Genomic DNA, 22,566 nt, shown 5'->3' with positions numbered 1-22,566 from the left:
GCAAGTCATCCTTACGGAAGTCCGAAGTGCCCGGATGTCACTAGGGGCCCTGCGGCATCGCCGCGGACCGCAACCGCTGACCCGGTGACCACTCCGGGCCCCTCGCCAGCTCCACCCACCAGGACACCTGGCGCGGCTTCGGCGGCGAAAACACCGCCCAGCTCGCCGCCACCGCCAGCAGGTGCTCCACCGAGCCCGTCAGGTGCTGGTGGCCATGGCCCCGCTTCGCTCCGTCCAGCGTGCCCTGCCCGGACTCCGACGGACACCTGGCTTTCGCCGCGTCGCATGCCGCCTGGACGCGGTGGACGTGGCTGGAGGCGCCGTGCTCGTGGCGCCCCAGGCCTCCTCCGTGCCCCACCACCGCGTGCAGCACCGGCGCCACCGCGAGCCCGTACACCAGGACCCACAGTCCCAGGAACGCCAGGTCACGTCGGTCTCGGGAGTCCCACACGGCGATTCGGGGGCGGCGGCTGAGCGTCCAGGACGGGGGAGGTGATGCGCCCGCCTGCCTATCCGTCCTCCCCAGGACACGCAAGGCCGGTACCGCCGCTCGCTGCCGGACAGTGTCCCGCCACCCAGTGCCATGACCCCGTGGACCTCTTGACGCATCGCATTGGAATCCGCTGCGGCCGAAGACTTCCCGTCATAGACTCCATGCGTGCGTTCTGAATCCGCCGTGCTCCGTTCGCTGCCTGCCTCCACGGAGGTTCCCGCCCCGCCCTCGCGGGCCGACCGCCTGCGCTCGCTGGGGAGCGAGTCCTTCGACCTGCTCGTGATTGGTGGCGGGGTGACGGGCGCGGGGGCCGCTCGGGACGCGGCGCTGCGGGGCCTGAAGGTGGCCCTGGTGGAGCGCGAGGACTTCGCCAGCGGGACTTCCAGCCGCTCGTCGCGGCTCATCCACGGCGGCCTGCGCTACCTGGAGCACGGCCACCTGGGGCTCGTCTTCGAGTCGAGCATCGAGCGGCGCCGCCTGCTCAACCTGGCGCCGCACCTGGTGCGTCCGCTGGCCTTCATCTGGCCCGTCTACGCGGGGGCTCGCGTGCCGCGCTGGAAGCTCAACGCGGGCCTCATGCTGTACGACGCCCTGTCCCTGTTCCGGAACGTGAAGGCCTATCAGCGCCTGTCGCTCAAGCAGGTGGTGGAGGCCGAGCCCGGCATCCGCGCCGAGGGGCTCAAGGGCGGCGCCCGCTACTACGACGCGGCCACCGACGACGCGCGCCTCACGCTGGCCAACGCGCTGGGCGCGAGCGAGGCCGGCGCGGTGGTGCTCAACCACGCGTCCGTGAAGCGGCTGGTGCTGGAGGACGGCAAGGCGAAGGGCGCGGTGGTGGTGGATCACCTCACCGGCCTGGAGCACACCGTGCGCGCTCGCGCCGTCGTCAACGCGACCGGACCGTGGAGCGATGAGATCCGCCAGCTGGATTCGGACAAGGCGCGCACGGGCCCCTCGGTGCGCGGCAGCAAGGGCGTGCACATCGCCGTGCCCCGCTCGCGGCTGAACATCGGGGACGCGCTCACGCTGCTGTCCCCCGTGGACGGCCGCGTGATGTTCATCCTGCCCTCGGACGCGTTCACCCTCATCGGCACGACGGAGACGGCCACCCGCGCCCACCCGGCAGAGGTGCGCGCGAGCGAGGCGGACGTGGCCTACCTGCTCGCTTCCGCCAACGCCTTCTTCCCCGAGGCCCACCTCACCCGCGAGGACATGGTCAGCGCCTGGGCCGGCATCCGCCCGCTGGCCGCGAGCGGCTACCACGGCAACAGCAACCCGGGCAGCGCCAGCCGCGAGCACACCATCGACGTGAGCCCGTCCGGCGTGCTGGCCATCAGCGGCGGCAAGCTCACCACCTTCCGGGTCATGGCCCGCGACGTGGTCAACGCCGTGGAGCGCCACCTGGCCCTCCCGCACAAGAAGCCCGTCACCCACGAGCAGCCCCTGCCCGGCGGCGACCTCCTCAAGCTGGACGCGGAGCTCGAGGCGGCGCGGCAGGAGGTGGGGGATGCGGCCACCGGCGAGCACCTGGTGCGCGCGTACGGCAGCCGCTGGCGCGCGGTGTGGGCGCTCACGCGCGAGACGCCGGCGCTGGCCGAGCCGCTGGTGGAGGGCCTGCCGTACCGCCGCGCCGAGGCCGCGTGGGGCGTGACCCATGAGATGGTCCAGACGCTGGCCGACCTGCTCATCCGCCGCCTCAAGGTCGCGTTCGAGACGCGCGACCAGGGCCGCGCCGCCGCCGTCCGCGCCGCGGAGGTGATGGCGCCGCTGCTCGGCTGGGACGCGGCGGAGCGGGAGCGCCAGCTGGCGGCCTACGCCGTGGACGCCCAGCGCATCTTCGGCGTGGATCCCTCCGACGCCTGAGGTCCCCGTGCCGGGCGCCGGGCCCGGTGCGTCATCCCGGCGCTCGCGGCCAGGTTCAAGGCGGGGCCCGGATGCCGAGCCGCCCACGGGCCGCTCCACGCGAGCGTTGGGCGCCTCACGTTGGCCTGGCACCGGATGGCCGTCGGGCGCACGACAGCCGCCCGAGCAGTCGTCCTTCGTCCATGCTTAAATCGTCGTGGGAACGGGAAGCAGGGTTGGCCCGTTCTTCCCGGCCCCCCTTTTCCGGGGGCAGCGGGTCACGGCGCGGTACCTCACGTTGGCCGGGCACGAAGGAGATGCACCCCATGAAGCGTTGGCTTTGGCTTGGGCTCGGGCTGTCCGGACTGGTGGCGAGCGGCTGCGGTTCCGAACCCGAACCCATCATCGACGTGCTGCCCCAGGCGTGTCCTGGCACCGCGGAGGCGGCGCTGCCGGACCCGGCGGTCTCCGCGATGAGCACGAACACGGCCGTCTCCGCGCTGCGCACGGACACGGCGGCGGACGGGGTGATCATCACCTACAAGCCGAAGGTGACCGCCAGCGCGCTGGCCGCGTCGTCGGACATCGTGAAGGCCGTGGAGCGCGAGGGCGGCACCGTGCGTCGCCGCATCCCGAACCTGAACATGGTGTCCGCCCGGCTGTCGCCGGAGGCCATCGCGGCGCTGAAGCTCCGCCCGGACGTGCTCTCCGTGACGCCCAACCGCCGCGTGCAGGCGATGGGGCTGCCCACGCTGCCGCCGGTGGTGTCGTGGCAGGGCGCGTTCAGCACGCAGGGGTCGGTGGGCGAGTACACCGAGGGGTTGAAGCTCATCCAGGCCCCGCAGGTGTGGGACGCGAACAACGACGGCGTCATCGACCCCGGCGCGCCCACGGGCGAGGGCGTGAAGGTGTGCGTCATCGACAGCGGCTGGGACAGCAAGCACCCGGAGCTGAAGGCGGCGTTCCTCAAGGGCAAGGACTTCGTCGACGATGACGACGACCCGACCGACCAGAGCGTGTCCCAGGGCGTGGTGACGGTGGGCGGCGGCCACGGCACGCACGTGTCCGCGACCATCCTGGCGCAGTTGGGTTCGGGCTCCGGCGCGCGCGTGGGGCCCGGCGAGGACCCCAACGGCGTGGTGGGCGTGGCGCCGGGCGCGTCGCTGCTCGTCGCGCGCGTGCTGGACACGGACGGCGGCGGCAGGACGGATGACGTCATCGCGGCGGTGGATTGGTGCAACTCGGAGGGGGCGCGGGTGGCCTCGCTGTCGCTGGGCGCGCCGGACCCGTCCGAGGACGAGCAGACCGTGTTCGAGCGGGTCTGGAACAACGGCAACGGCATGCTGTCCGTCGCGGCCAGCGGCAACGACGGCAAGCGCGGCATCGCCTATCCGGCCGCGTACCTGCCGTCGGTGATGGCGGTGGGCGCGGTGGACCTGAAGGGCGACATCGCGGACTTCTCCCAGTACGGCCAGGAGCTGTCCGTGGTGGCGCCGGGCGTGAACGTGCTGAGCGCCACGGTGCTGGGCGGGGCGTCGCTGTCCCAGCTGACCGCCGCGTCGGTGTCCGTCACCTCGCAGCCGCTCACGTACACCGCGCAGGGCACGTACACGGGCCGGCTGGTCAACTGCGGCCTGGGCGCGGACCGCGCGGCGTGCGGTGAGGCGGCCACCTGCGACGGCTTCGTCGCGTACGTGGACCGCGGCGACCTGTTCTTCGAGGAGAAGGCCCGCAACGTCATCCAGGCCGGCGCGCGCGCGGTCATCATCGGCGACAACGTGGAGGAGGAGGGCCCCGGCTTCACGCTGGGCTCCGCGAACGCGCACTGGGTGCCCACGGTGTCGGTGTCGATGGCGTCCGGCGCGGCCCTCAAGGGGCTCGTGGGACAGGACGTGACGGTGTCCGTCACCGGCCTGGACTACCAGCGCGAGTCGGGAACCTCCATGGCCACCCCGCACGTGTCGGGCGTCGCGGCGCTGGTGTTCAGCGCCCGGCCGGACCTGAGCGCCGCGCACGTGCGCGCGGTGCTGGAGAAGACGGCGCAGGACGACAAGGTGGCGCCGGGCGTGGATGAGAAGTACGGCCATGGCCTGGTGCAGGCGGCCAAGGCCGTGGCGCTGGCGCGCACGCTGCCCCAGGGCGGCGGTCCGCTCCCGCTGCCGTAGCGGCACGGCCTGTCAGGCCCCTCGCCCCCGAGTCCCTTGAGTGGGGCCGGGGGCGTTTCATTGGCCCGGGCAGGCGCCATGTCGTGGGTTGGCATCGCGGGCGGACGGGCGAGCCCCCGGCCGCCGGGGCGGTGGTTCCCGCCGCGTGCGCACGCACCTTCCCAGGATGGAGGCGCGCCGCGCATGAGGCGAGACATCTGGCTGGGATTGGGGATCGCGGGCGTGGCCAGCCTGCTGATGTGCGCCGGAGGTCCGCCCGGAGGCATGGAGGATGACGCGGTGTCCGAGGAGGGCACGCCTCCCTCCGCCTACCAGCCGCTGCCGACGCAGTCTCCCACCGCTCCGGCGGCAGCCTCCCCTCAGCAACCCGCAACCCAGCAGCAGCCAGGGATCGGTGGATCCGGGACGGGCACGCAGGCCCCCGCTGGGACGGCTCCCTCCACCGCGCCCCAGCAGGGCACCCGCGCCGCGCCGCAGACAGGGGGCTCCGGGGACGCCCAGGCTTCGGAGCCGACCAGCCCCAACGCGGAGCCGAACCCGCAGGCGGAGGGGCGCACGACGCCTCCCAACCCGGGCACGGCTCCGAACGCGGGCACGGGGGGCACGGGCAACTCGGGCACGGGGGCTCCCACCGCGGCGAAGCCCCCGGCCTCCTCCTCCTCGCCGGGCGTCGCGGTGGTGGATGCCATCTACCGGGGCACGGTGCGCTCGGTGTCCTCGAAGGAGGTCGTCATCGACAACGAGGGTTCGCGCCTGCCGCTGGAGATTGGCACCCAGACGCGCATCGTCCGCGACGGCGAGGACATTGGCGTGACGCAGCTCAAGGAGGGCGAGCGGGTGCGCGCCACCGTGAACCTGGTGGGCCGCAGCCACACCCGGGAGATCGCCGTGCTGACCGGCGCCGAGGCCCGCCGCGACGCGGAAACCCAGCGCCGCCGGTGACGTCAGCCGCATGGCTCCGTCCGCGTCTCCCGGACGGAGGTTTTCACCATGACGGTCTACGACCGATACCGCACCCTGTTGCACAAGTTGGCCCTCGTCCGCGCCCGCGCGCCGGGCGGAGATTCGCCGGAAGCGGACGCGCTTCTCGACACGATGGACGAGGTCTGGGACGCCCTGTCCGAAGGCGAGCGCGCCGCCATGGAGCGCGAACGCGCCCGGCTGGCCGTGGCTCCCCTCACGCGCGCCGTGCCCGCGTGACGCGTCACTCCCGCACGGACCCCATGGGCGCACCCGCTGGCCCGTGGGGAAGGCGCGAGGACGGCCGGGAGGGCGGCAGTCCCCGGCGCTGGCGCTGGCGCCACACCGCCCGCGTGTAGTCCACCACCGACGCCAGCGACAGCAGCGCGACGAGCGCGACGAGCGGACGCACCAGCGGTGGGTAGAGCAACACGCACAACAACACCGCGAGCTGCAGCGCCGTGACGAGCTTGCCCAGCATCCGCGCCTTGAGCTCGATGGCCCGCATGTCCGGCCGCAGCCTCGCGACGATGAAGCCGATGGCCGTGCCGATGTCGCGCAGGAGCAACAGCGTCAGCTCCACCGGCCCGATGAGCCCGTCCAGCAGACACACGATGAAGGCCGTCACCATGAAGGCGCGGTCCGCCACCGGGTCGATGAGCGCTCCCAGGCGCGTGGCCAGTCCCCGGTGCCGGGCAATCCAGCCGTCCAGGAAGTCCGTCACCGCCGCCAGCACCACCAGCAAGGCCCGCAGACGCAGGTCCGACACCGCGATGAACACCGCGGCGAGCGGCAGTCGCGACAGGGACAGCGTATTGAGCAGCACGAGGCTTGCCCGACGGTGCATGACCTTCAAAAGGTAGTGCTCGGCACCCGGGACGCACCTGTCCGGCGTGGCGAGCGACCAGCGAAGGACTCCCCCGGCGCCCCAGCGGACCCGCGCCCGGAGGGGAACCCGCGGCCCCGCGTGCGGTGTCCCAGGGGAATGCCCGGGATTTCCCCCGGCCCGTCCCCCTGGAGTCCGCCCCGTGAACGCGATGGGCCCTTGCCGCCCCCTGCTGGTCCTGGCCACCCTGGCCGCCGTCGCGCTGCCCCTGGCGAGCTGTGAGGCGGCCGGACGGGCGAAGGTCGCGCCTCACGCCCCCACGGCGGAGGAGCGGACGCGCTACCCGTGGCTGACGGCCACCGCGAAGGTGCGCGCGCTGGAGGAGACCTTCGCGCCGCCGGAGGGCTACACGCGAGTGCCCCTGGAGGCGGGCTCCTTTGGCGCGTGGCTGCGCGGCCTGCCCCTGCGGCCCGAGGGCACCCCCGTGCGCGACCATCAGGGCGGCACGGTGCTGGCGGCCTCCGACGCCCGGCTCGCGGCGGTGGGGGAGCTGGACGTGGGCAGCGCCAACCTCCAGCAGTGCGCGGACTCCATCCTGCGCCTCCACGCCGAATGGCGCTGGGCGTCCGGCCATGCGGAGCGCATCGCCTACCGCTTCACCAGCGGCCACCTGGCGTCGTGGCCCCGGTACGCGGCCGGGGAGCGGGCGCGCGTCTCCGGCGCGAAGGTGACATGGGTGCCGGGCAGCGCGGCGGACAGCTCGCGCGCGGCGTTCCGGAACTACCTGGACCTGCTCTTCACCTACGCGGGCACCCTGTCCCTCCAGGCGGAGGGCGCGCGGCCCACGCGGGAGCAGCTGCGCCCCGGGGACTTCTTCGTCCTGGGCGGCAGCCCCGGCCACACCGTGCTGGTGCTGGACGTGGCCTCCAATGCGAAGGGGGAGCGGGTGGCGCTGGTGGGCCAGGGCTTCACCCCCGCGCAGGACTTCCACGTGCTGGCGGGGAAGGACGGGCCCTGGTTCTCCCTGGAGGGCGACAGCGTGGCGACGCCCTTCTGGGTGCCCTTCCCGATGACGTCGCTGCGCCGCCTGCCGTCGCCGTGACGGGAATGAAACATGAAACACAAAATGAGCCACGGCCTGGCGAGCGCCTTCCCGCTGCGTCTCCGAGCAGACGGGGAGGCGGCGATCGTAGGGGGTCCATGGGGTTCTGCTGGAATCGGCGGGGGGGAGGAGGCAGGTTGCGGCGCGGAGTGTTGTCCTGCCGTCAACGGGGACGCTCCGAAGCCGGGCGCGTCCTTCCCCCGCGTGCCTGCAAGCAGCCTAAAGGGAAGGGGAGCCCGCTCCCCGAGCCTCCACCATCATGCCCTCCGCCGCCGTGCCCCTGCCCATGTCCCCCCAAAGGGCCAGCATCCTCATCGTCGACGACACGCCCGGGCACCTGCTGGCGTTGGAGGGCATCCTCACGCCGCTGGGGCAGCGGCTGGTGCGGGCCACCTCCGGACGCGAGGCCCTGCGGCGCGTGCTGGACGAGGACTTCGCCGCCGTCCTGATGGACATGAACCTGGGCGACATGACGGGCGTGGAGGTGCTGGGCCTCCTGCGCGAGCGCGAGCGCAGCCGGCGCACCCCCGTGCTGCTCATGACCGCGGGCGACGGCGACGAGAAGGAGTGGCTGGCCGCGTACGCGCACGGCGCGGTGGACTACCTGCGCAAGCCGCTGCGGCCTGAAATCCTGCTGGCGAAGGTGTCGATGTTCGTGGAGCTGTACCTGGCGCGCGAGGCCGTGCAGTTGCGCGAGGAGTCGCTGCGCGAGCGCGAGCGCCACGCCCTGGAGGCCGTCCACCGCGAGCGGCTGCACGCGTTCTTCATGCAGGCCCCGGTGGGCATCTCCATCACGCGCGGCCCGGACTTCGTCTTCGAGCTGGCGAACCCGTACTACGAGCTGCTGGTGGGGCGGCGGGTGACGCCGGGCCAGGCGCTGCTGGACGTGTTCCCGGAGATGGCCACGCAGCCGGAGGTCCTGGAGGTGCTGCGCGGCGTGGTGCGCACGAAGCAGCCCTTCGTGCGGCCGGAGTTCGAGGTGAAGCTGGAGCGCGACGGCCAGCCGGACTCCGTCTTCTTCAACGTCATCTACCACCCCATGGTGGAGCTGGACGGCACCGCGTCCGGCATCATCACCCTGGCCACCGACGTGACGGAGTTCGTGCGCGCGCGCCGCCACACGGAGGCGCTGGCGCAGGACCTGCGCCGGCAGCAGGCCGCGCTGGCGGACAGCGAGCAGCGCCTGCGCCTGGCGCTGACCGCCACCGCGCTGGGCACCTTCGACATGGACATCGTGACGGGCGAGCTGAAGTGGGACGCCCGCTGCAAGGCGCTCTTCGGCCTGCCGCCGGAGGCCGAGTCGTCCTACGAGCTGTTCCTCGCGGGCCTGCACCCGGAGGACCGGGACGCCGTGCAGCGCGCGGTGGCGCTCAGCTGGGACCCCACCGGCCGGGGCGACTACGACGTGGCCTACCGCACCGTGGGGCTGAAGGACGGCGTGGAGCGCTGGGTGCGCGCCACGGGCCGCACGTACTTCCAGGACGACCAGCCGGTGCGCTTCGTGGGCACCGTGCAGGACATCACCGCGCGCAAGCGCGCCGACGCGGAGCGGGCCCGGCTGATGGCGGGCGAGCTGCGCCGCACCGAACAGCTGCGCGGCCTGTCGCGCGCGAGCCTGGCGCTCAACGCGGCCGGCAGCGTGCCGGCCATCCTGGAGCTCGTGACGCTCAAGGCGCGCAAGCTGATTGGCGCGAACCAGTCCTCGGTGCAGGTGGCGGACGGCCGCGACGCGCAGCCGCTCGCCGCGCTGTCGGCGGTGGAGCACGAGCCGCTGGCACCGGGCGCAGCCGAGGTGTCAGTGGACGAGCGCGGCCTCTTCGCGCGGGTGTGCCAGGAGAACCGGCCGCTGCGCCTGACGCGAGAGGAGCTGCGCAAGCTCACGGCCTACGCCGAAGCGCCCCCCGCGCCCCCGCCCGCGCTGCCCCTGAAGGGCTTCCTGGCGGTGCCGCTGGTGGGCCACGACGGCCGCAACCTGGGCCTGGTGCAGGTGTCCGACAAGGTGGAGGGCGACTTCGACGCGGAGGACGAGACGGTCGCCGTGCAGCTGGCGCAGATGGCCAGCGTGGCGCTGGAGAACGCGCGCCTCTACGAGACGGCGCAGGCGGAGCGGCGCAACCTGTTCGCGGTGCTCAAGCAGCTGCCGGCCGCCATCACCGTGCTGCGCGGACCGGAGCTCGTCTTCGAGATGGCCAACGACCTGCGCCTGAAGCTCACCGGCTCCCGGCCGCTGCTAGGGCTGACGGTGCGCCAGGCCCTGCCGGAGCTGAAGGACCAGGGGCAGGTGGAGCAGCTGGAGCACGTCTACCGCACCGGACAGACCTACCAGGGCCGCGAGGTCCCCATGCGGCTGGGCCGCGACGTGGGCCAGGACGCGCCGGAGGGCTACTTCAACCTCACCTTCCAGCCGCTGCTCAACGCGGAGGGCAAGGTGGACGGCATCGTGTCCGTCTCGTGGGAGGTGACGGAGCAGGTGCTGGCGCGCCGGCGCATCGAGGCGCTGGCCGCGGAGCTGAAGGAGCGCGAGCAGCAGTTCCGCACGCTGGCGGACTCCATCCCGCAGCTGGCGTGGATGGCGGAGCCGGACGGACGCCTCTTCTGGTTCAACCAGCGCTGGTACGACTACACCGGGACGACGGCGGCGCAGGTGGGGGAGAAGGACTGGAACGACCTCATCGAGCCGGAGGACGCCGCGCGCGTGCAGGAGCGCTTCAACGCGGCCCTGCGCGAGGGGACGCTGTGGGAGGACCAGTTCCGGCTGCGCCGCGCGGACGGCAGCTACCGCTGGTTCCTGTCGCGCGCCATGCCCGTGCGGGACGGCGAGGGGGGAATCGCCCGCTGGTTCGGCACCAACACGGACATCGACGACGAGCGCCGCACGCTGGAGAGCCTCAAGCAGGCGGAGGAGGAGATCCGCCACCTGAACACCGGCCTGGAGCGCCGGGTGCGCGAGCGCACCGCCCAGCTCCAGGAGGCGAACAAGGAGCTGGAGTCCTTCAGCTACTCCGTGTCGCACGACCTGCGCGCGCCCCTGCGCCACATCACCGGCTTCGCGCAGTTGCTGGAGCGGCGGGCGGGGGCGAAGCTGGACGACGTGTCGAAGGGCTACCTCTCCACCATCGCGGGCGCGGCGAAGCAGGGCGGCACGCTGGTGGACGACCTGCTCGCGTTCTCCCGCATGGGCCGGGCGGAGCTGCGCCAGTCGCGGGTGGACCTGGGCCAGCTGGTGGAGGAGGCCCGGCGCGACTTGATGCCGGAGGCCACCGGGCGGCAGGTGGAGTGGCGGGTGGGGAGCCTGCCCACGGTGGAGGGGGACCCGGCGCTCCTGCGGCAGGTCATCCACAACCTGCTGGCCAATGCGCTGAAATATACGCGTCCGAAGCCGGAGGCCTCCATCGAGGTGGGGGCGCGAGAGACGGACGGCGAGGTCGCGGTGTGGGTGCGCGACAACGGCGTGGGCTTCGAGATGCAGTACGTGGACAAGCTGTTCGGCGTCTTCCAGCGCCTGCACACGGCCGAGGAGTTCGAGGGCACCGGCATCGGGCTCGCGAACGTGCGGCGCATCGTGTCGCGCCATGGCGGACGGACCTGGGCGGAGGGCGCCGTGGGGCAGGGCGCGACCTTCACCTTCACCCTGCCCCGGACTTCTCCCGCGGAGAAGAAAGTCGAGACGCACGCGTGATCGAGCTGAAGCGAATCCTCCTGGTGGAAGACAGCGCCAACGACGTGGCGCTCACGCTGGCCGCGCTGGAGGAGGTGCACCTGGCCAACGAGGTGGTGGTGGTGCGCGACGGGCAGCAGGCGCTGGACTACCTCTTCCGCAAGGGCGAGTACGCGAACCGGCGGGACGGCCACCCGGCGGTGGTGCTGCTGGACCTGAAGCTGCCGAAGGTGGACGGGCTGGAGGTGCTGGAGAAGGTGAAGGGCGCCCCGGAGCTGAAGGCGGTGCCGGTGGTGATGCTCACCTCGTCGCGCGAGGAGCGGGACCTGGCGCGCAGCTACGGCCTGGGGGTGAACGCCTACGTGGTGAAGCCCGTGGCCTTCCCGGACTTCGTGTCCGCGCTGCGCGAGCTGGGGCTGTTCTGGGCGGTGGTGAACCAGCCGCCTCCGGGCTCGCCTGGCGCGACCGGAGCCTCGAAATGAACGGACGCGGCAATGCCGCACGGGACCTGACGCCCCTGCCTTCGACGGACCGGCCGTTATCCATCCTCCTCTTGGAGGACAGCCCGCTGGACGCGCAGCTGGTGGCCGCGCAGCTGGAGGAGGGCGGACTGCCCTCGACGCTGGAGTGCGTGCCGGGCCGTGCGGCCTTCGTCGCGGCGCTGGAGAAGGGCCGGTTCGACCTCATCCTGTCGGACTACAACGTGCCGGGCTTCGACGGGATGAGCGCGCTGGAGGCGGCGCAGGCCGTGTGTCCGGACACGCCGTTCCTCTTCGTGTCCGGCGCGCTGGGCGAGGACCGCGCCATCGAGCTGCTCAAGCGCGGCGCCACGGACTACGTGCTCAAGGACCGGCTGGAGCGGCTGGGCCCCAGCGTGCGGCGGGCGCTGCGCGAGGCGGAAGGGGTGCGGCTGCGCAAGCGCACGGAGGAGGCGCTGCGCCAGTCCGAGGAGCGCTACCAGCTGGTGGCGCACGCCAGCTTCGACGCCATCTGGGACCTGGACCTCCAGACGGACGCGATGCACTGGATTGGCGACGCGACGGAGGAGGTCTTCGGCTTCCCCCTGGAAGAGGTGGGCGCGGACGCGGCGTGGTGGCGCCGGCACATCCACGGCGAGGACCGCGACCGGGTGCTGGCGGGGCTGCAGCGGGCCTTCGAGTCGGACGACGACCGGTGGCAGGACGAGTACCGCGTGCTGCGCAAGGACGGCGAGTACGCGTACGTGGCGGCGCAGGGCTCCATCCTGCGCGGGGCGAGCGGGAAGGCGCGGCGCATCGTGGGCGCCATGCGCGACATCACGGAGCGGCGGCGGGCGGAGGAGGAGCGGCAGAAGCTGGTGCACGAGGCGCAGGCGCGCGTGGAGTTCGAGCAGCAGCTCATTGGCATCGTGAGCCACGACCTGCGCAACCCCTTGAGCGCCATCCTCACCGGCGCGTCGCTGATGCTCAGGCGCGACGACATCCAGCCCTGGCACGCGAAGGCGGCGGCGCGCATCCTGTCCGCGTCGGAGCGGGCCACGCGGATGATCCGCGACCTCCTGGACTTCACGCAGGCGCGCATGGGCGGCGGCATCCCGGTGCACGCGGCGCCGTGCGACTTCCACGCGCTCACGTTGCAGGTGGTGGAGGAGGCGCGCACGGCGCACCCGGAGCGCACCCTTCAGGTGGAGCAGGTGGGGGACGGGCAGGGGGCGTGGGACTCCGACCGGATGGCGCAGGTGCTGTCCAACATCCTGGGCAACGCGCTGAAGTACAGCCCGGAGGACACGCCGGTGCGCGTGGAGAGCCGGGGCGAGCCGGACGCCATCGTGGTGCACGTGCGCAACAAGGGCGACCCCATCCCCCCGGAGATGCTGCCGCGCATCTTCGAGCCGCTCCAGCGCGGGACGACAGTGGGCCGCTCCGAGCGCAGCATCGGGCTGGGGCTCTACATCGTGCGGCAGCTGGTGCTGGCGCACGGCGGGACGGTGGACGCGCAGTCGTCCGCGGCGGAGGGCACGGTGTTCACCGTGCGCCTGCCGCGCGTGCCCGTGCGGGATACGCCGTAGCGGTTGTCACCGGGTTGCATCCGTGTCGTGGTCTCAAGTGGAAGGTGGACGCATGTCGAAGCCGCTGGAAGTCGTGAACGCCGTCCTGGACGCGGGCTTCGAGGGCCTGGGGCCGCTGTGCAGCGCGACGGGGCTGGCGGACGAGTACCTGGCGGACTCGCGCTACGCGAACCACGAGGCGCGCATCGATTCGCTCATCCACTGGGAGACGGGGAAGCTGTTCACCACGGGCTTCCTGTCCGGGCTGGGCGGCCTGCTCACGCTGCCGGTGTCGCTGCCCGCGGGCCTGGGCGTGTCGTGGGCGGTGCAGGCGCGGCTGGTGGGCGCCATCGCTCGCATCCACGGACACGACGTGGAGGAGGACCGCGTGCGGACCCTCACACTGCTGGCCATCGTGGGGGACATCGGCAAGGAAGTGGTGAAGCAGGCCGGCATCGAGGTCAGCCAGCAGCTGGGCATGCGCGCGCTGGAGGCCGTGCCGAAGCACGCGCTTGGCAGCATCAACCGCGCGGTGGGCTTCCGGCTGGTGAGCAAGGCGTCGCAGAAGGGCGTCGTGAACCTGTCGAAGGTGGTGCCGCTGGCCGGTGGATTGGTGGGCGGCGCGGTGGATGCGCTCGCGTGCCGCGCGGTGGGGGCGACGGCCCGGCGGCTGTTCTCGCCAGGACCGGGACCGCTGGTGCCCGTGCCGGGCATGTCTCCTGGATGACCGGGCGCGGGGCTTGTCGTTGACGGTGGCCTCTCGCGCTGGAGTCATCCGGGCGCATGGGCCGCCTCCTCGTCCTCCTCGTCGCGCTGGGCCTCGGTGTGGGAGGGTGCCGGCGCTCGTCCGAGGAGGCGGGCACCGGGGGCCGCACGCGCATCGTCTTCAAGTTCCAGCCGCTGTGGGGTGACCCGAAGCCGTTCCGGGAGCTGCTGGCTCGATACGAGCGCGCCAACCCGGACGTGGAGCTGGTGACGGAGGCGCTGCCCAACTCGTCGGACCTGGCGCACCAGTTCTTCCTCACGTCGTTGCAGGGCGGGGCCACGGACTTCGACGTGCTGGTGGCGGACGTCGTCTGGGTGCCGGAGTTCGCTCGCGCGGGCTGGGTGGCGGACCTGTCCGAGGAGTTCCCTCCCGCGCGCCTGCGCGAGGAGTTCCTGCCCGGGCCGGTGGACGCCGTCGTGATGAACGGCCGCACGTACGCGGTGCCCTGGTACGTGGACGTGGGCGTCCTCTACTACCGCACGGACCTGGTGCCTCGCGCGCCGCGCACCTACGAGGAGCTGCGGCGCTTCACCCGCGACGCGATGGCGAAGGTGCCCGGCATCCAGGGCTACGTGTGGCAGGGCCGGCAATACGAAGGCCTGACCTGCAACGTGTACGAGGCGCTGTGGGGCCATGGCGGGCAGTCGCTGGGTCCGGACGGGCGCGTGCTCCTGGAGACGGAGCCCGCGCGCGAGGCGCTGGCGTACCTGCACGGGCTCATCGCGGACGGACTGTCCCCCCAGACGGTCACGGGCTTCGGCGAGGAGGAGTCTCGGCGCGTGTTCCAGGAGGGCCGCGCGGTGTTCATGCGCAACTGGCCCTATGCGTGGAGCGAGGCGCAGGCGGAGGGCTCTCCCATCCGCGGCAAGGTGGGCATCGCGCCGCTGCCGACGAAGGATGGACAGCCGGGGTGGGGGACGCTGGGCGGATGGCAGCTGGCGGTGAACGCGCACGTGTCGCCCGCGCGCCGCAAGGCCGCTGCCCGGCTCATCGCGCACCTGACGTCACCGGAGGCGAACCGCGTGCTGGCGCTGCACTACGCGCGCAACCCGCCCCGGCTGGCGCTGTATGACGACCCGGAGCTGCGCGCCGAGGAGCCCTTCATCGCGAGCCTCAAGGAGGCGCTGACCCGGGCGCGGCCCCGGCCGGTGACGCCGTACTACCTGCTCATCGCGGACGTGCTCCAGAGCGAGTTCTCCGCCGCCGTGGCGGGCCTGCGGACCCCGGAGGTGGCGCTCACCCGCGCGCAGAAGCAGGTGGATCACCTGACGGGTGAGCAGCCGAAGGAGGAGGCGGAGTGAGGGGCGCGGGTTCGCAGGCGCGGGAGCGGCGGCAGGCGTACCTGCTGGTGGCGCCGGCCGTGTTGGTGCTGGCGGTGGTGGCGCTGTACCCGGTGCTGGCGGCGGTGTGGCTGAGCCTGCACCGCTTCATCCTGGTATTCGGCGAGCGGCGCTTCACGGGGCTGGAGAACTACGTCTACCTGATGGGGGACGCGCGCTTCTGGTCCGCGCTGGGGAACACGGCGTACTTCACGGCGGTGGCGGTGACGGTGGAGCTGTTGCTCGCGGTGCCGCTGGCGCTGCTGCTCAACCGCGCGTTCCCGGGACGGGGGTTGCTGCGCGCGTCGGTGCTGGTGCCCTGGGCGATCCCCACGGTGGTGAGCGCCCGGCTGTGGGCGTGGATGTTCAACCCGGACTACGGGCTGATCAACCGGATGCTGGGTGGGGCGGAGATCAACTGGCTGGGCGCGCCGGGGTATGCGCTGCACGCGGCCATCCTGGTGGACGTGTGGAAGACGACGCCCTTCGTGGCGCTGCTGGTGCTGGCGGGGCTGCAGGGCATTGCGGAGGACCTCTACAAGGCGGCGCGCGTGGACGGCGCGTCGGGGTGGCGGCAGTTTCGGTCCATCACGCTGCCGTTGCTGAAGCCCGCGCTGCTCCTGGCGGTGCTGTTCCGGTCGCTGGACGCGTTCCGCGTGTTCGACGCCATCTACGTGCTGACGGAGGGCGGGCCCGCGAACACGACGGAGACGCTGAGCATCTATGCGTACAAGACGCTGATGCGCTCCGGGGACTTCGGGTACGGCAGCGCGCTGTCGGTGGCGACGTTCCTGTGCGTGGTGCTGCTGGCGGTGGTGTGGCTGCGCTGGCTGGGGCGAGAGGAGGGGCGGCGATGAAGCGGCCGGGGCTGGGCACGGCGCTGGCCGTGGTGGCGTTCCTCACGTTCTTCCTGGGGCCGTTCCTGTGGCAGGTGCTGACGAGCCTGTGGCCGGACGGCGAGCTGACGCGGCCGTGGCCTTCGCACCTGACGGGGGCCAACTACGAGAGCGTGTTGTTCGGGCGGCCGTTCCTGTGGGCGGTGTTGAACTCGCTGGTGGTGGCGACGCTGACGACGGTGTTCTGTCTCACGGTGGGCGCGTCCGCGGCGTTCGCGTTGGCGAAGCTGGAGTTCCGGGGGAGGGGGCTCTTGCTGTCCGCGGCGCTGGGCGTGTCGATGTTCCCGCCCATCGCGACCGTGAGCCCGCTGTACCTCATCCTCAACGCGGTGGGCTTGCGGGACAGCCTGGTGGGGCTGGCATTGCCGTACACGACGTTCGCGCTGCCGCTGACGTTGTGGGTGCTGACGTCGTTCTTCCGCCAGCTGCCGGATGAGTTGTACCGGGCGGCGCGCGTGGACGGGTGCACGCCGGTAGGCGCGTTCCGGAGGGTGCTCTTGCCCCTGGCGGCGCCGGGGCTGGCGACGACGGCCATCCTGGTCTTCATCTTCGCGTGGAACGAGTTCCTCTACGCGCTGACGTTCCTGTCCACGCCGGAGAAGCGCACGGTGCCGGTGGCCATCAGCCTCTTCGCCAGTGAGTACAAGGAGCCGTGGGGAGAGATCGCCGCCGCGTCGGTGGTGGCGACGCTGCCGCTGGTGGTGCTCACGGTGCTGTTCCAGCGGCGCATCGTGTCCGGGCTCACGGCCGGCGCGGTGAAGGAGTAGCGCGGGGCAGCCAGTAGTCAGGCCGGCGACGCAGGTGCGCGATGGCGAGCACCACCACGTCCTCGTCGCGAACGAGGTAGGGGAGGGCGAAGGGGTGCTCCGGAAGCAGGAAGCGGCGGATGGGCGGCGTGTGGAGGAGGCCCGGCCAGAAGGGCCAGCGGTCCGGATTCGCTGCGATGTCCCTCAACGCCTGGCGAACGGCGGAGTCAAAGAGGCCTCCGAGTCCAAGGCGCTGCTCCTCATACCAGTCCGATGCCGCATCAAGTTCCGAGTCGGCGGCGGGATGCAGTTGGATGGGCATGCGTGGCGTGGGCCCTTATCGACGCCGACGTGCACGCTCCTCCATCTTTCTCTCTACTTCTTCGAGGCTGACGAGCTTCACGGTGCCGTCGAGGACTTCCTGGGCACGGCGCCTGACTTCCTCGCCCCAGGCCGCCTCGGCATCCGAGGCTTCCACGCCTTCATCCAGGCTGTCCGACACCTCACGCACGAGTCGGGCACGGTCGTCCGGCGAAAGTCGCAAGACCTGGGCAATCAACTCATCCACGGTCGCCATCACCACCATTGTAGCTCCTCCGCGAGTCATGCGCTCGCGCGCAGGCGTTATGCCTGCTCGTGCAGCGGAGGAGCCTTCCTACCTGGAGGGTCTGACAGCTACCGGCCTACCGCCTCGACCTCCGCCCACAGGCGCTTGCCTTCGAGCGCCGTGTCCAGCGGCGCCCGGCGCTCCGCGATGCGCAGCAGCACCGCGGCCAGCTGGTCCAGGTGCATGGGCTTCAGGTTGCCCAAGAGCGGCAGCTTGCCCAGCGCGTGCAGGATGCCGGGCGGCGCGTGGTATTCGCCCTCCAGCGCGGGCGGGCGCACCATCGTGTAGGGGATGCCGCTCTCGCGGACGATGCGCTCCGCTTCCGCCTTGGCCTTGAGGTACGCGCCCACCGGGCTCCCCGCGCCCACCGACGTGAGCAGCACGAAGTGGTCCACCCCCGCCGCCTTCGCCGCGTCCACCAGCTGCCGCGTGGTGCCGATGTCGCTCGTCTCGTAGGTGTCCCCGGCCGCGAAGCGCTTGCGCATCGTGCCGATGAGCTGGAGCACCGTCGTGCTGCCCTTCATCGCCTCCACCAGCGCGGGCCCGTCCGCCAGCTCCAGCACCGCCTTCTTCGGCCAGGTGTTCGCGGGCTCCGTGTTCGCGCTCTTGGGGCGCACGTGCGGCGTCACGGGCACGCCCCTGGCCAGGGCCTGCCGCATCAACGTGCGGCCCGTCGCGCCCGTGGCGCCCGCGACGAAGAGATGACGAGGAGCTGCGCTGCTCATGGCGATGCCTCCCGGGCCGTGACCTTCCTGGCCCCCGGAGCGCTTCTTGAGCACACGGCCCCACCGCTTGCCCAGTGTTTCCCAGGGCCGCGCGTGAAACCTGACAGCCGGCGTCAGCGCTGCGCCTGCTCGGCCTGGACCTCGCGCGCGTGCGTCAGGTCCTCCAGGAAGATGGCCTCCAGCTGCCGTGCCGCGTCCACGTCCTCCAGGACCAGGGAGCCCTCCTCCAGCAGGTTGAACGACAGCGCGTCGTAGTTGATGGACCCCACCAGCACGAGCCGGTCATCCACCAGCATCGTCTTCGCGTGCATCATCGACGGCTGGTACTCCCAGAGGCGCACGCCCGCCGCCCGCAGCGTGTCGTACGTCTGACGCTGGAGCACCGTGATGGCCCGCTGGTCGTTCTTGTCCCCCGGCGCCAGCACCCGCACGTCCACGCCCGCGCGCGCCTTCTCCACCAGGAGCGCGGTCAGCGCGTCGTTGGGCGTGAAGTACGCCTGCGAAATCCACAGCCGCTTCTTCGCGGCCTTCACCATGAGCTGCGTCAGCCGCTCCGCGCGCGTCACCTCCGGGTTCGCCGTGCTGCTGACGAAGGCCGCCCAGCCTTCGCCCGCGGCGTCCAGGCCGGGCTGGTCCGCGGCAAGCGTGGGGAAGTCCGTCTGGGGCAGCAGGGCGCCTGTCGCCTCCTGCCAGTTCTCCGCGAAGGCCTGCTGGAGCTGCGCCACCACCGGGCCCTGGACCCGCACGTTGGTGTCGCGCCACTCCTTCTCGTTGCGCGCGTCACCCAGCCACTCGTCCTGGATGGCCAGCCCGCCGGTGATGGCCACCCGGCCGTCCACCACGAAGATCTTCCGGTGGTTGCGCGCCAGGTTCTCGTCCGCGGGCAGCGGGCGGAACAGGTGCGCTTCGCAGCCAATCGCCTCCAGCCGGGGCTTCACCTCCTTCTCGAAGGGGCCGCTGCCCAGCGGATCCACCAGCACGCGGCAGTGCACGCCCGCGCGGGTCCGCTCGGCCAGCGCTTCAATCATCCGCTCGGAGGCCCGGCCCGGCCTCCAGATGAACATCACGATGTTGATGGAGGCGCGGGCCCGGCCGATTTCTTCCACCATCACGTCGAATACGGCGCCGTTGTTCGCCCACCGGATGCGGTTGCGCGGTTCCATCCGCACGCCCGTCGTCTGGTACAGCGCCGATGCGAAGCCCGCCCCACGCGAACCCACCTGCCCCGTGAGCTGGAACGGGCGAGACGACTCCTTCGTGTTGCACGCGGACGGACATCCCGCGAGCAGCAACGCCCCCACGACCCCCCAACACCATCGTCCGCCCTTGCCCACGTCCGTTGCCCGCGCCTCCTGAACATCAGGGGTAGGCACCCCCGGGTGACGTGTCACCCGCGAGCACGAGACGAGTGTTCGCTGGTCGCACGGAGTGGGTGTGCGCACAGGGTGGCGAGGTGGGTGAAAGGTGCGTGCTAGCGTCACACCCCGAGTGAGACACCGGGAGCGGACATGGCGTTGAGCACGTCGGCGGACTTCAAGATGGACCTGGGCCTGGAGCCCCGGCGGCTGCTGCCCATCGTGTCGCGGCTGGAGGAGTTCGTCCGGCCGTTCTGCGCCGCGCTCGATGCGTTCCACGCGGACTGGAGCGGGTGGGGCGGCAAGGCCACGTACTACTTCACCGGCAAGCAGGCGTGGGTGGACGCGCGCCTGAAGGCGCTCGATACGGCGGAGCACCTGCTGTACCGGCTGTTCGACCTGGAGCGCGAGCGGCTCGCGAGTTCCAAGGCCTCACGCCTGCTGCTGATGCGGCTGGCCGTGGAGATCCAGGAGAAGCACATCGAGCTGGTGGACTACGTCCACACGAAGAACCTGCTGCTCTACACGCCGGACCGCGCGACGCTGGGGACCGCGGCCCGCCAGCAGCTGGACGCGGACTGGGATGCGCTGCGCAACGGCACGGGCGCGGTGAAGCTGCCCACCGGCGCGCAGTACGCGCGCGGCCTTCGCGAGGTGCGCGCCATCCACGCCCGGCTGCTGTCGCGCCCGCATGGCCGCGAGTTGATGCGGTGGATCCTCGCCGCCACCCACGAGGATCCGGCGTGGCCGGTGACGCTGGTGCTGACCCAGGCCTTCACGCCGTCCGCCAACTTCCGGCAGAAGGTGGTGGTCAACAAGCAGCGCCTGACGGCGACGTCCGAGGAGTTCCAGCGGCTGAAGGACGAGTACGAAGGGATGAGCGAGGAGCTGACCCACCTGGAGGAGTCCGCGCGGCAAGGCAGCGAGAGCTGGGGCGAACTGCGCAAGCGCCTGGAGGCGTCGTCGAAGCCCTACGCGGAGCTGAGCACGCGGCGCGACGCCGTGGGCAAGCGCATCGGGAAGCTGGAGGTGGAGTTGAGCTGGTACGACGAGGACGGCCACGGCGAGGACTACCTGCTGAGCGAACCGGCACCCGGGCTCGCGGGCAAGGGGTCCGGCCGCGGCTCAAGGCTCAGCCTGCGCTCCGGGCTGCGCGACAGCACGCAGCGCAACTACTCCCGCGAGCAGCACCCCATCCCCGCGCCGGCCTTCATCGTGTACGGGCACGAGCTCATCCACGTCCTGCAGAACCGCTACCCGACGCGGATGGTGCTGGAGCCCCTGGCGTACTCGCGCGAGCACTCGAAGCACGGCTACAGCAACACCACGGAGCACGAGACCATCCGCGCGCTGCGCAAACAGCGCACGGCGGAGCACCTGCCCTTCTACGAGAACCAGCTCCGCGAAGAGCACCAGCTCACGAAGCGCAAGCACCACACCGGCACGTCGGCCTTCGAGCTGGGCGAGACGGACTGAGCGCCCGCCCTACTTGCGCTGATCCCCCGGCGGAGTGGCCACCACCTCGCGCCCCAGCTCCAGCATCGTGGCGCTCTCCGACGGGTCGGGCCGCTTGTCCCTCAGGGTGACGAACTCCTCCGCGGCCGTGGGGTGGATGCCCACGGTGGCGTCGAGCTGCTTCTTCGTCACGCCGCACTTCAGCGCCACCGCGAGCCCCTGGATGATCTCCGGCGCGTCCGCGCCCACCATGTGGAAGCCCAGCACGCGCTCCGTGCCCCGCTCCACCACCACCTTCATCATGGAGCGCTCGTCCCGGCCCGTCAGCGTGTGCTTCATGGGCCGGAAGCTGGAGACGTAGACGTCCACCTTGCCGTAACGCTCCATGGCCTCGCGCTCCGTGAGCCCCACCGTGCCCACCGGCGGCTGGCTGAAGACCGCGGAGGGGACGTTCTCGTGGTCCATCGTCACGGGGTTGTTCCGGTAGAGCGTCTCCACCATCGCCCGTCCTTCCGCGATGGCCACCGGCGTGAGGTTGAGCCGGTCCGTCACGTCCCCCACCGCGTAGATGCTCTCCACTGACGAGCGCGACTGCGCGTCCACCACCACCGCCCCGCGCGCGTCCAGCTTCACGCCCGCCTCCTCCAGGCCCAGGCCCTGCGTGTTGGGCACGCGGCCGGTGGAGTACAGCACCGCGTCCACCTCCAGCGTCTCCCCCATGCGCGTCAGCAGGCTGAGCGTCCCGTCATCGCGCTTCTCGATGTCCTGGACGAACGTCTCCGGGCGGATGTCCACGCCCTTCTTGCGCATCTCCTGCGTCAGCGCCGCGCGGATGTCGTTGTCGAAGCCGCGCAGCACCGTGTCGCCGCGGATGAGCATCGTCACCTTCACGCCCAGCGCCGCGAAGATGCCCGCGAACTCCACGCCGATGTAGCCGCCCCCCACCACCGCCACCCGGCGCGGCAGCGTGGGCAGCTCCAGCGCCTGCTCCGACGTGAGCGCGTGCTCGATGCCCGTCACCTCCGGCAGGTAGGGCCGGCCGCCCGTGGCCACCAGGATGCGCTCCGCCGTGTAGCGCCTGCCCGCGACCTCCACCGTGTGCGCGTCCACCACCCGGCCCCGGCCCTCCACCAGCGTCACGCCCGCGTCGCGCAAGAGCCGCCCGTAGATGCCCGTCAGCCGGTCCAGCTCCTTCGCCTTCGCCGCCTGGAGCTTCTTCCAGTCCAGCGCGGGGCCGTTCACCGTCCAGCCGTAGCCCGCCGCGTCCTCCATGTCGTAGCGGGAGTGCGCCGCGTACACGAGCAGCTTCTTGGGCACGCACCCGCGCAGCACGCACGTGCCGCCCACGCGCCCCTCCTCGCAGATGGCCACCTTTGCCCCGGAGGCCCCCGCACGCCGGCTGGCCGCGACGCCGCCCGACCCCGCGCCCAGTGTGAACAAGTCGAAGTCGTAGCCCGCCATCGGTGTCCTCCCGTCATCAGAAATGGTGTTTCAGGGCGCGCAAGGGAAGGAGCCCTGCCGGGCCCCGCCCCCCGGGCTGCTCCCCGGGGTCCGAAGCGCCTCCTGCTTCGCCTGCCCCCCGACACATTCAATCTCCTCCCGCACGAGAAGGGGGGATATCCTGA

General features: G+C 71.9%; 20 protein-coding genes. 13 read left to right on the top strand and 7 right to left on the bottom strand.

What is annotated here, in order from left to right:
- Window positions 1-40: 40 nt before the first annotated feature.
- The gene (locus AABA78_RS32790) at window positions 41-451 is read right to left on the bottom strand and encodes a hypothetical protein (protein ID WP_338269261.1); all 411 of its coding nucleotides are present in this window, start codon (window positions 449-451) and stop codon (window positions 41-43) included.
- Between the two features lie 207 nt (window positions 452-658).
- Between AABA78_RS32790 and glpD the strand changes: the two genes are divergently transcribed.
- The 4 genes from glpD (at window position 659) to AABA78_RS32770 (ending at window position 5,700) form a co-directional block, all read left to right on the top strand.
- Window positions 659-2,356: a glycerol-3-phosphate dehydrogenase gene (gene glpD, locus AABA78_RS32785; protein WP_338269260.1), complete on the top strand. Its 1,698-nt coding sequence runs from the start codon at window positions 659-661 to the stop codon at window positions 2,354-2,356.
- Window positions 2,357-2,661: 305 nt separating this feature from the next.
- A complete protein-coding gene (locus tag AABA78_RS32780) occupies window positions 2,662-4,500 on the top strand; it encodes a S8 family serine peptidase (RefSeq protein ID WP_338269259.1) in 1,839 nt (612 codons plus the stop codon).
- Window positions 4,501-4,683: 183 nt separating this feature from the next.
- Entirely contained in the window at window positions 4,684-5,442 is a 759-nt protein-coding gene (locus AABA78_RS32775; protein ID WP_338269258.1) for a hypothetical protein, read from the top strand.
- A gap of 48 nt (window positions 5,443-5,490) precedes the next feature.
- Window positions 5,491-5,700 carry a hypothetical protein gene (locus AABA78_RS32770; protein WP_171419632.1) on the top strand — a complete coding sequence of 70 codons (210 nt, stop codon included), beginning with the start codon at window positions 5,491-5,493 and terminating at the stop codon, window positions 5,698-5,700.
- Between the two features lie 4 nt (window positions 5,701-5,704).
- Here AABA78_RS32770 and AABA78_RS32765 read toward each other — a convergent pair whose 3' ends face one another.
- Complete coding sequence (locus AABA78_RS32765; RefSeq protein ID WP_338269257.1) at window positions 5,705-6,307, bottom strand: CDP-alcohol phosphatidyltransferase family protein; 603 nt, start codon at window positions 6,305-6,307, stop codon at window positions 5,705-5,707.
- A gap of 190 nt (window positions 6,308-6,497) precedes the next feature.
- On the opposite strand from AABA78_RS32765, the gene AABA78_RS32760 reads away from it, so the two are divergent.
- From AABA78_RS32760 to AABA78_RS32725, 8 genes are all read left to right on the top strand, one after another.
- Entirely contained in the window at window positions 6,498-7,388 is an 891-nt protein-coding gene (locus AABA78_RS32760) for a DUF4846 domain-containing protein (protein WP_338269284.1), read from the top strand.
- Window positions 7,389-7,647: 259 nt separating this feature from the next.
- Window positions 7,648-11,067: a PAS domain-containing protein gene (locus AABA78_RS32755; protein ID WP_338269256.1), complete on the top strand. Its 3,420-nt coding sequence runs from the start codon at window positions 7,648-7,650 to the stop codon at window positions 11,065-11,067.
- Window positions 11,064-11,528: a response regulator gene (locus AABA78_RS32750; protein WP_338269255.1), complete on the top strand. Its 465-nt coding sequence runs from the start codon at window positions 11,064-11,066 to the stop codon at window positions 11,526-11,528. The genes AABA78_RS32755 and AABA78_RS32750 overlap by 4 nt, the downstream gene beginning before the upstream one ends.
- Entirely contained in the window at window positions 11,525-13,093 is a 1,569-nt protein-coding gene (locus AABA78_RS32745) for a hybrid sensor histidine kinase/response regulator (protein WP_338269254.1), read from the top strand. Before AABA78_RS32750 ends, AABA78_RS32745 begins: the two co-directional genes overlap by 4 nt.
- A 52-nt stretch (window positions 13,094-13,145) precedes the next feature.
- A complete protein-coding gene (locus tag AABA78_RS32740; RefSeq protein ID WP_338269252.1) occupies window positions 13,146-13,799 on the top strand; it encodes an EcsC family protein in 654 nt (217 codons plus the stop codon).
- A 56-nt stretch (window positions 13,800-13,855) separates the two neighbouring features.
- Window positions 13,856-15,139, top strand: coding sequence for an ABC transporter substrate-binding protein (locus AABA78_RS32735; protein ID WP_338269250.1), 1,284 nt, complete (start codon window positions 13,856-13,858; stop codon window positions 15,137-15,139).
- On the top strand, window positions 15,136-16,014 hold the full coding sequence (locus AABA78_RS32730; RefSeq protein WP_338269249.1) for a carbohydrate ABC transporter permease: 879 nt from the start codon (window positions 15,136-15,138) through the stop codon (window positions 16,012-16,014). Before AABA78_RS32735 ends, AABA78_RS32730 begins: the two co-directional genes overlap by 4 nt.
- Window positions 16,011-16,820, top strand: coding sequence for a carbohydrate ABC transporter permease (locus AABA78_RS32725; RefSeq protein ID WP_014392992.1), 810 nt, complete (start codon window positions 16,011-16,013; stop codon window positions 16,818-16,820). Before AABA78_RS32730 ends, AABA78_RS32725 begins: the two co-directional genes overlap by 4 nt.
- Here AABA78_RS32725 and AABA78_RS32720 read toward each other — a convergent pair.
- The 4 genes from AABA78_RS32720 to AABA78_RS32705 form a co-directional block, all read right to left on the bottom strand.
- Window positions 16,795-17,121 (bottom strand): type II toxin-antitoxin system RelE/ParE family toxin, encoded by a 327-nt coding sequence (locus AABA78_RS32720; protein WP_338269246.1) that lies wholly within the window; start codon window positions 17,119-17,121, stop codon window positions 16,795-16,797. The genes AABA78_RS32725 and AABA78_RS32720 overlap by 26 nt on opposite strands.
- 15 nt (window positions 17,122-17,136) lie before the next feature.
- Window positions 17,137-17,385, bottom strand: coding sequence for an addiction module protein (locus tag AABA78_RS32715; RefSeq protein WP_338269245.1), 249 nt, complete (start codon window positions 17,383-17,385; stop codon window positions 17,137-17,139).
- 89 nt (window positions 17,386-17,474) lie between these two features.
- A complete protein-coding gene (locus AABA78_RS32710; RefSeq protein WP_338269244.1) occupies window positions 17,475-18,131 on the bottom strand; it encodes an NAD(P)H-binding protein in 657 nt (218 codons plus the stop codon).
- A 113-nt stretch (window positions 18,132-18,244) separates the two neighbouring features.
- Window positions 18,245-19,432, bottom strand: a complete 1,188-nt coding sequence (locus tag AABA78_RS32705) for a phospholipase D-like domain-containing protein (protein ID WP_338269242.1) — start codon at window positions 19,430-19,432, stop codon at window positions 18,245-18,247.
- Between the two features lie 207 nt (window positions 19,433-19,639).
- Here AABA78_RS32705 and AABA78_RS32700 point away from each other — a divergent pair, with 207 nt between their 5' ends.
- Window positions 19,640-20,962 carry a hypothetical protein gene (locus tag AABA78_RS32700; RefSeq protein WP_338269240.1) on the top strand — a complete coding sequence of 441 codons (1,323 nt, stop codon included), beginning with the start codon at window positions 19,640-19,642 and terminating at the stop codon, window positions 20,960-20,962.
- Between the two features lie 9 nt (window positions 20,963-20,971).
- Here AABA78_RS32700 and gor read toward each other — a convergent pair whose 3' ends face one another.
- Window positions 20,972-22,402 (bottom strand): glutathione-disulfide reductase, encoded by a 1,431-nt coding sequence (gene gor, locus AABA78_RS32695; protein WP_338269238.1) that lies wholly within the window; start codon window positions 22,400-22,402, stop codon window positions 20,972-20,974.
- Window positions 22,403-22,566 lie beyond the last annotated feature (164 nt).

The sequence above is a fragment of the Corallococcus caeni genome (assembly GCF_036245865.1).
Classification (GTDB): domain Bacteria; phylum Myxococcota; class Myxococcia; order Myxococcales; family Myxococcaceae; genus Corallococcus; species Corallococcus caeni.
This window is presented reverse-complemented; position numbering and strand designations above follow the sequence as displayed.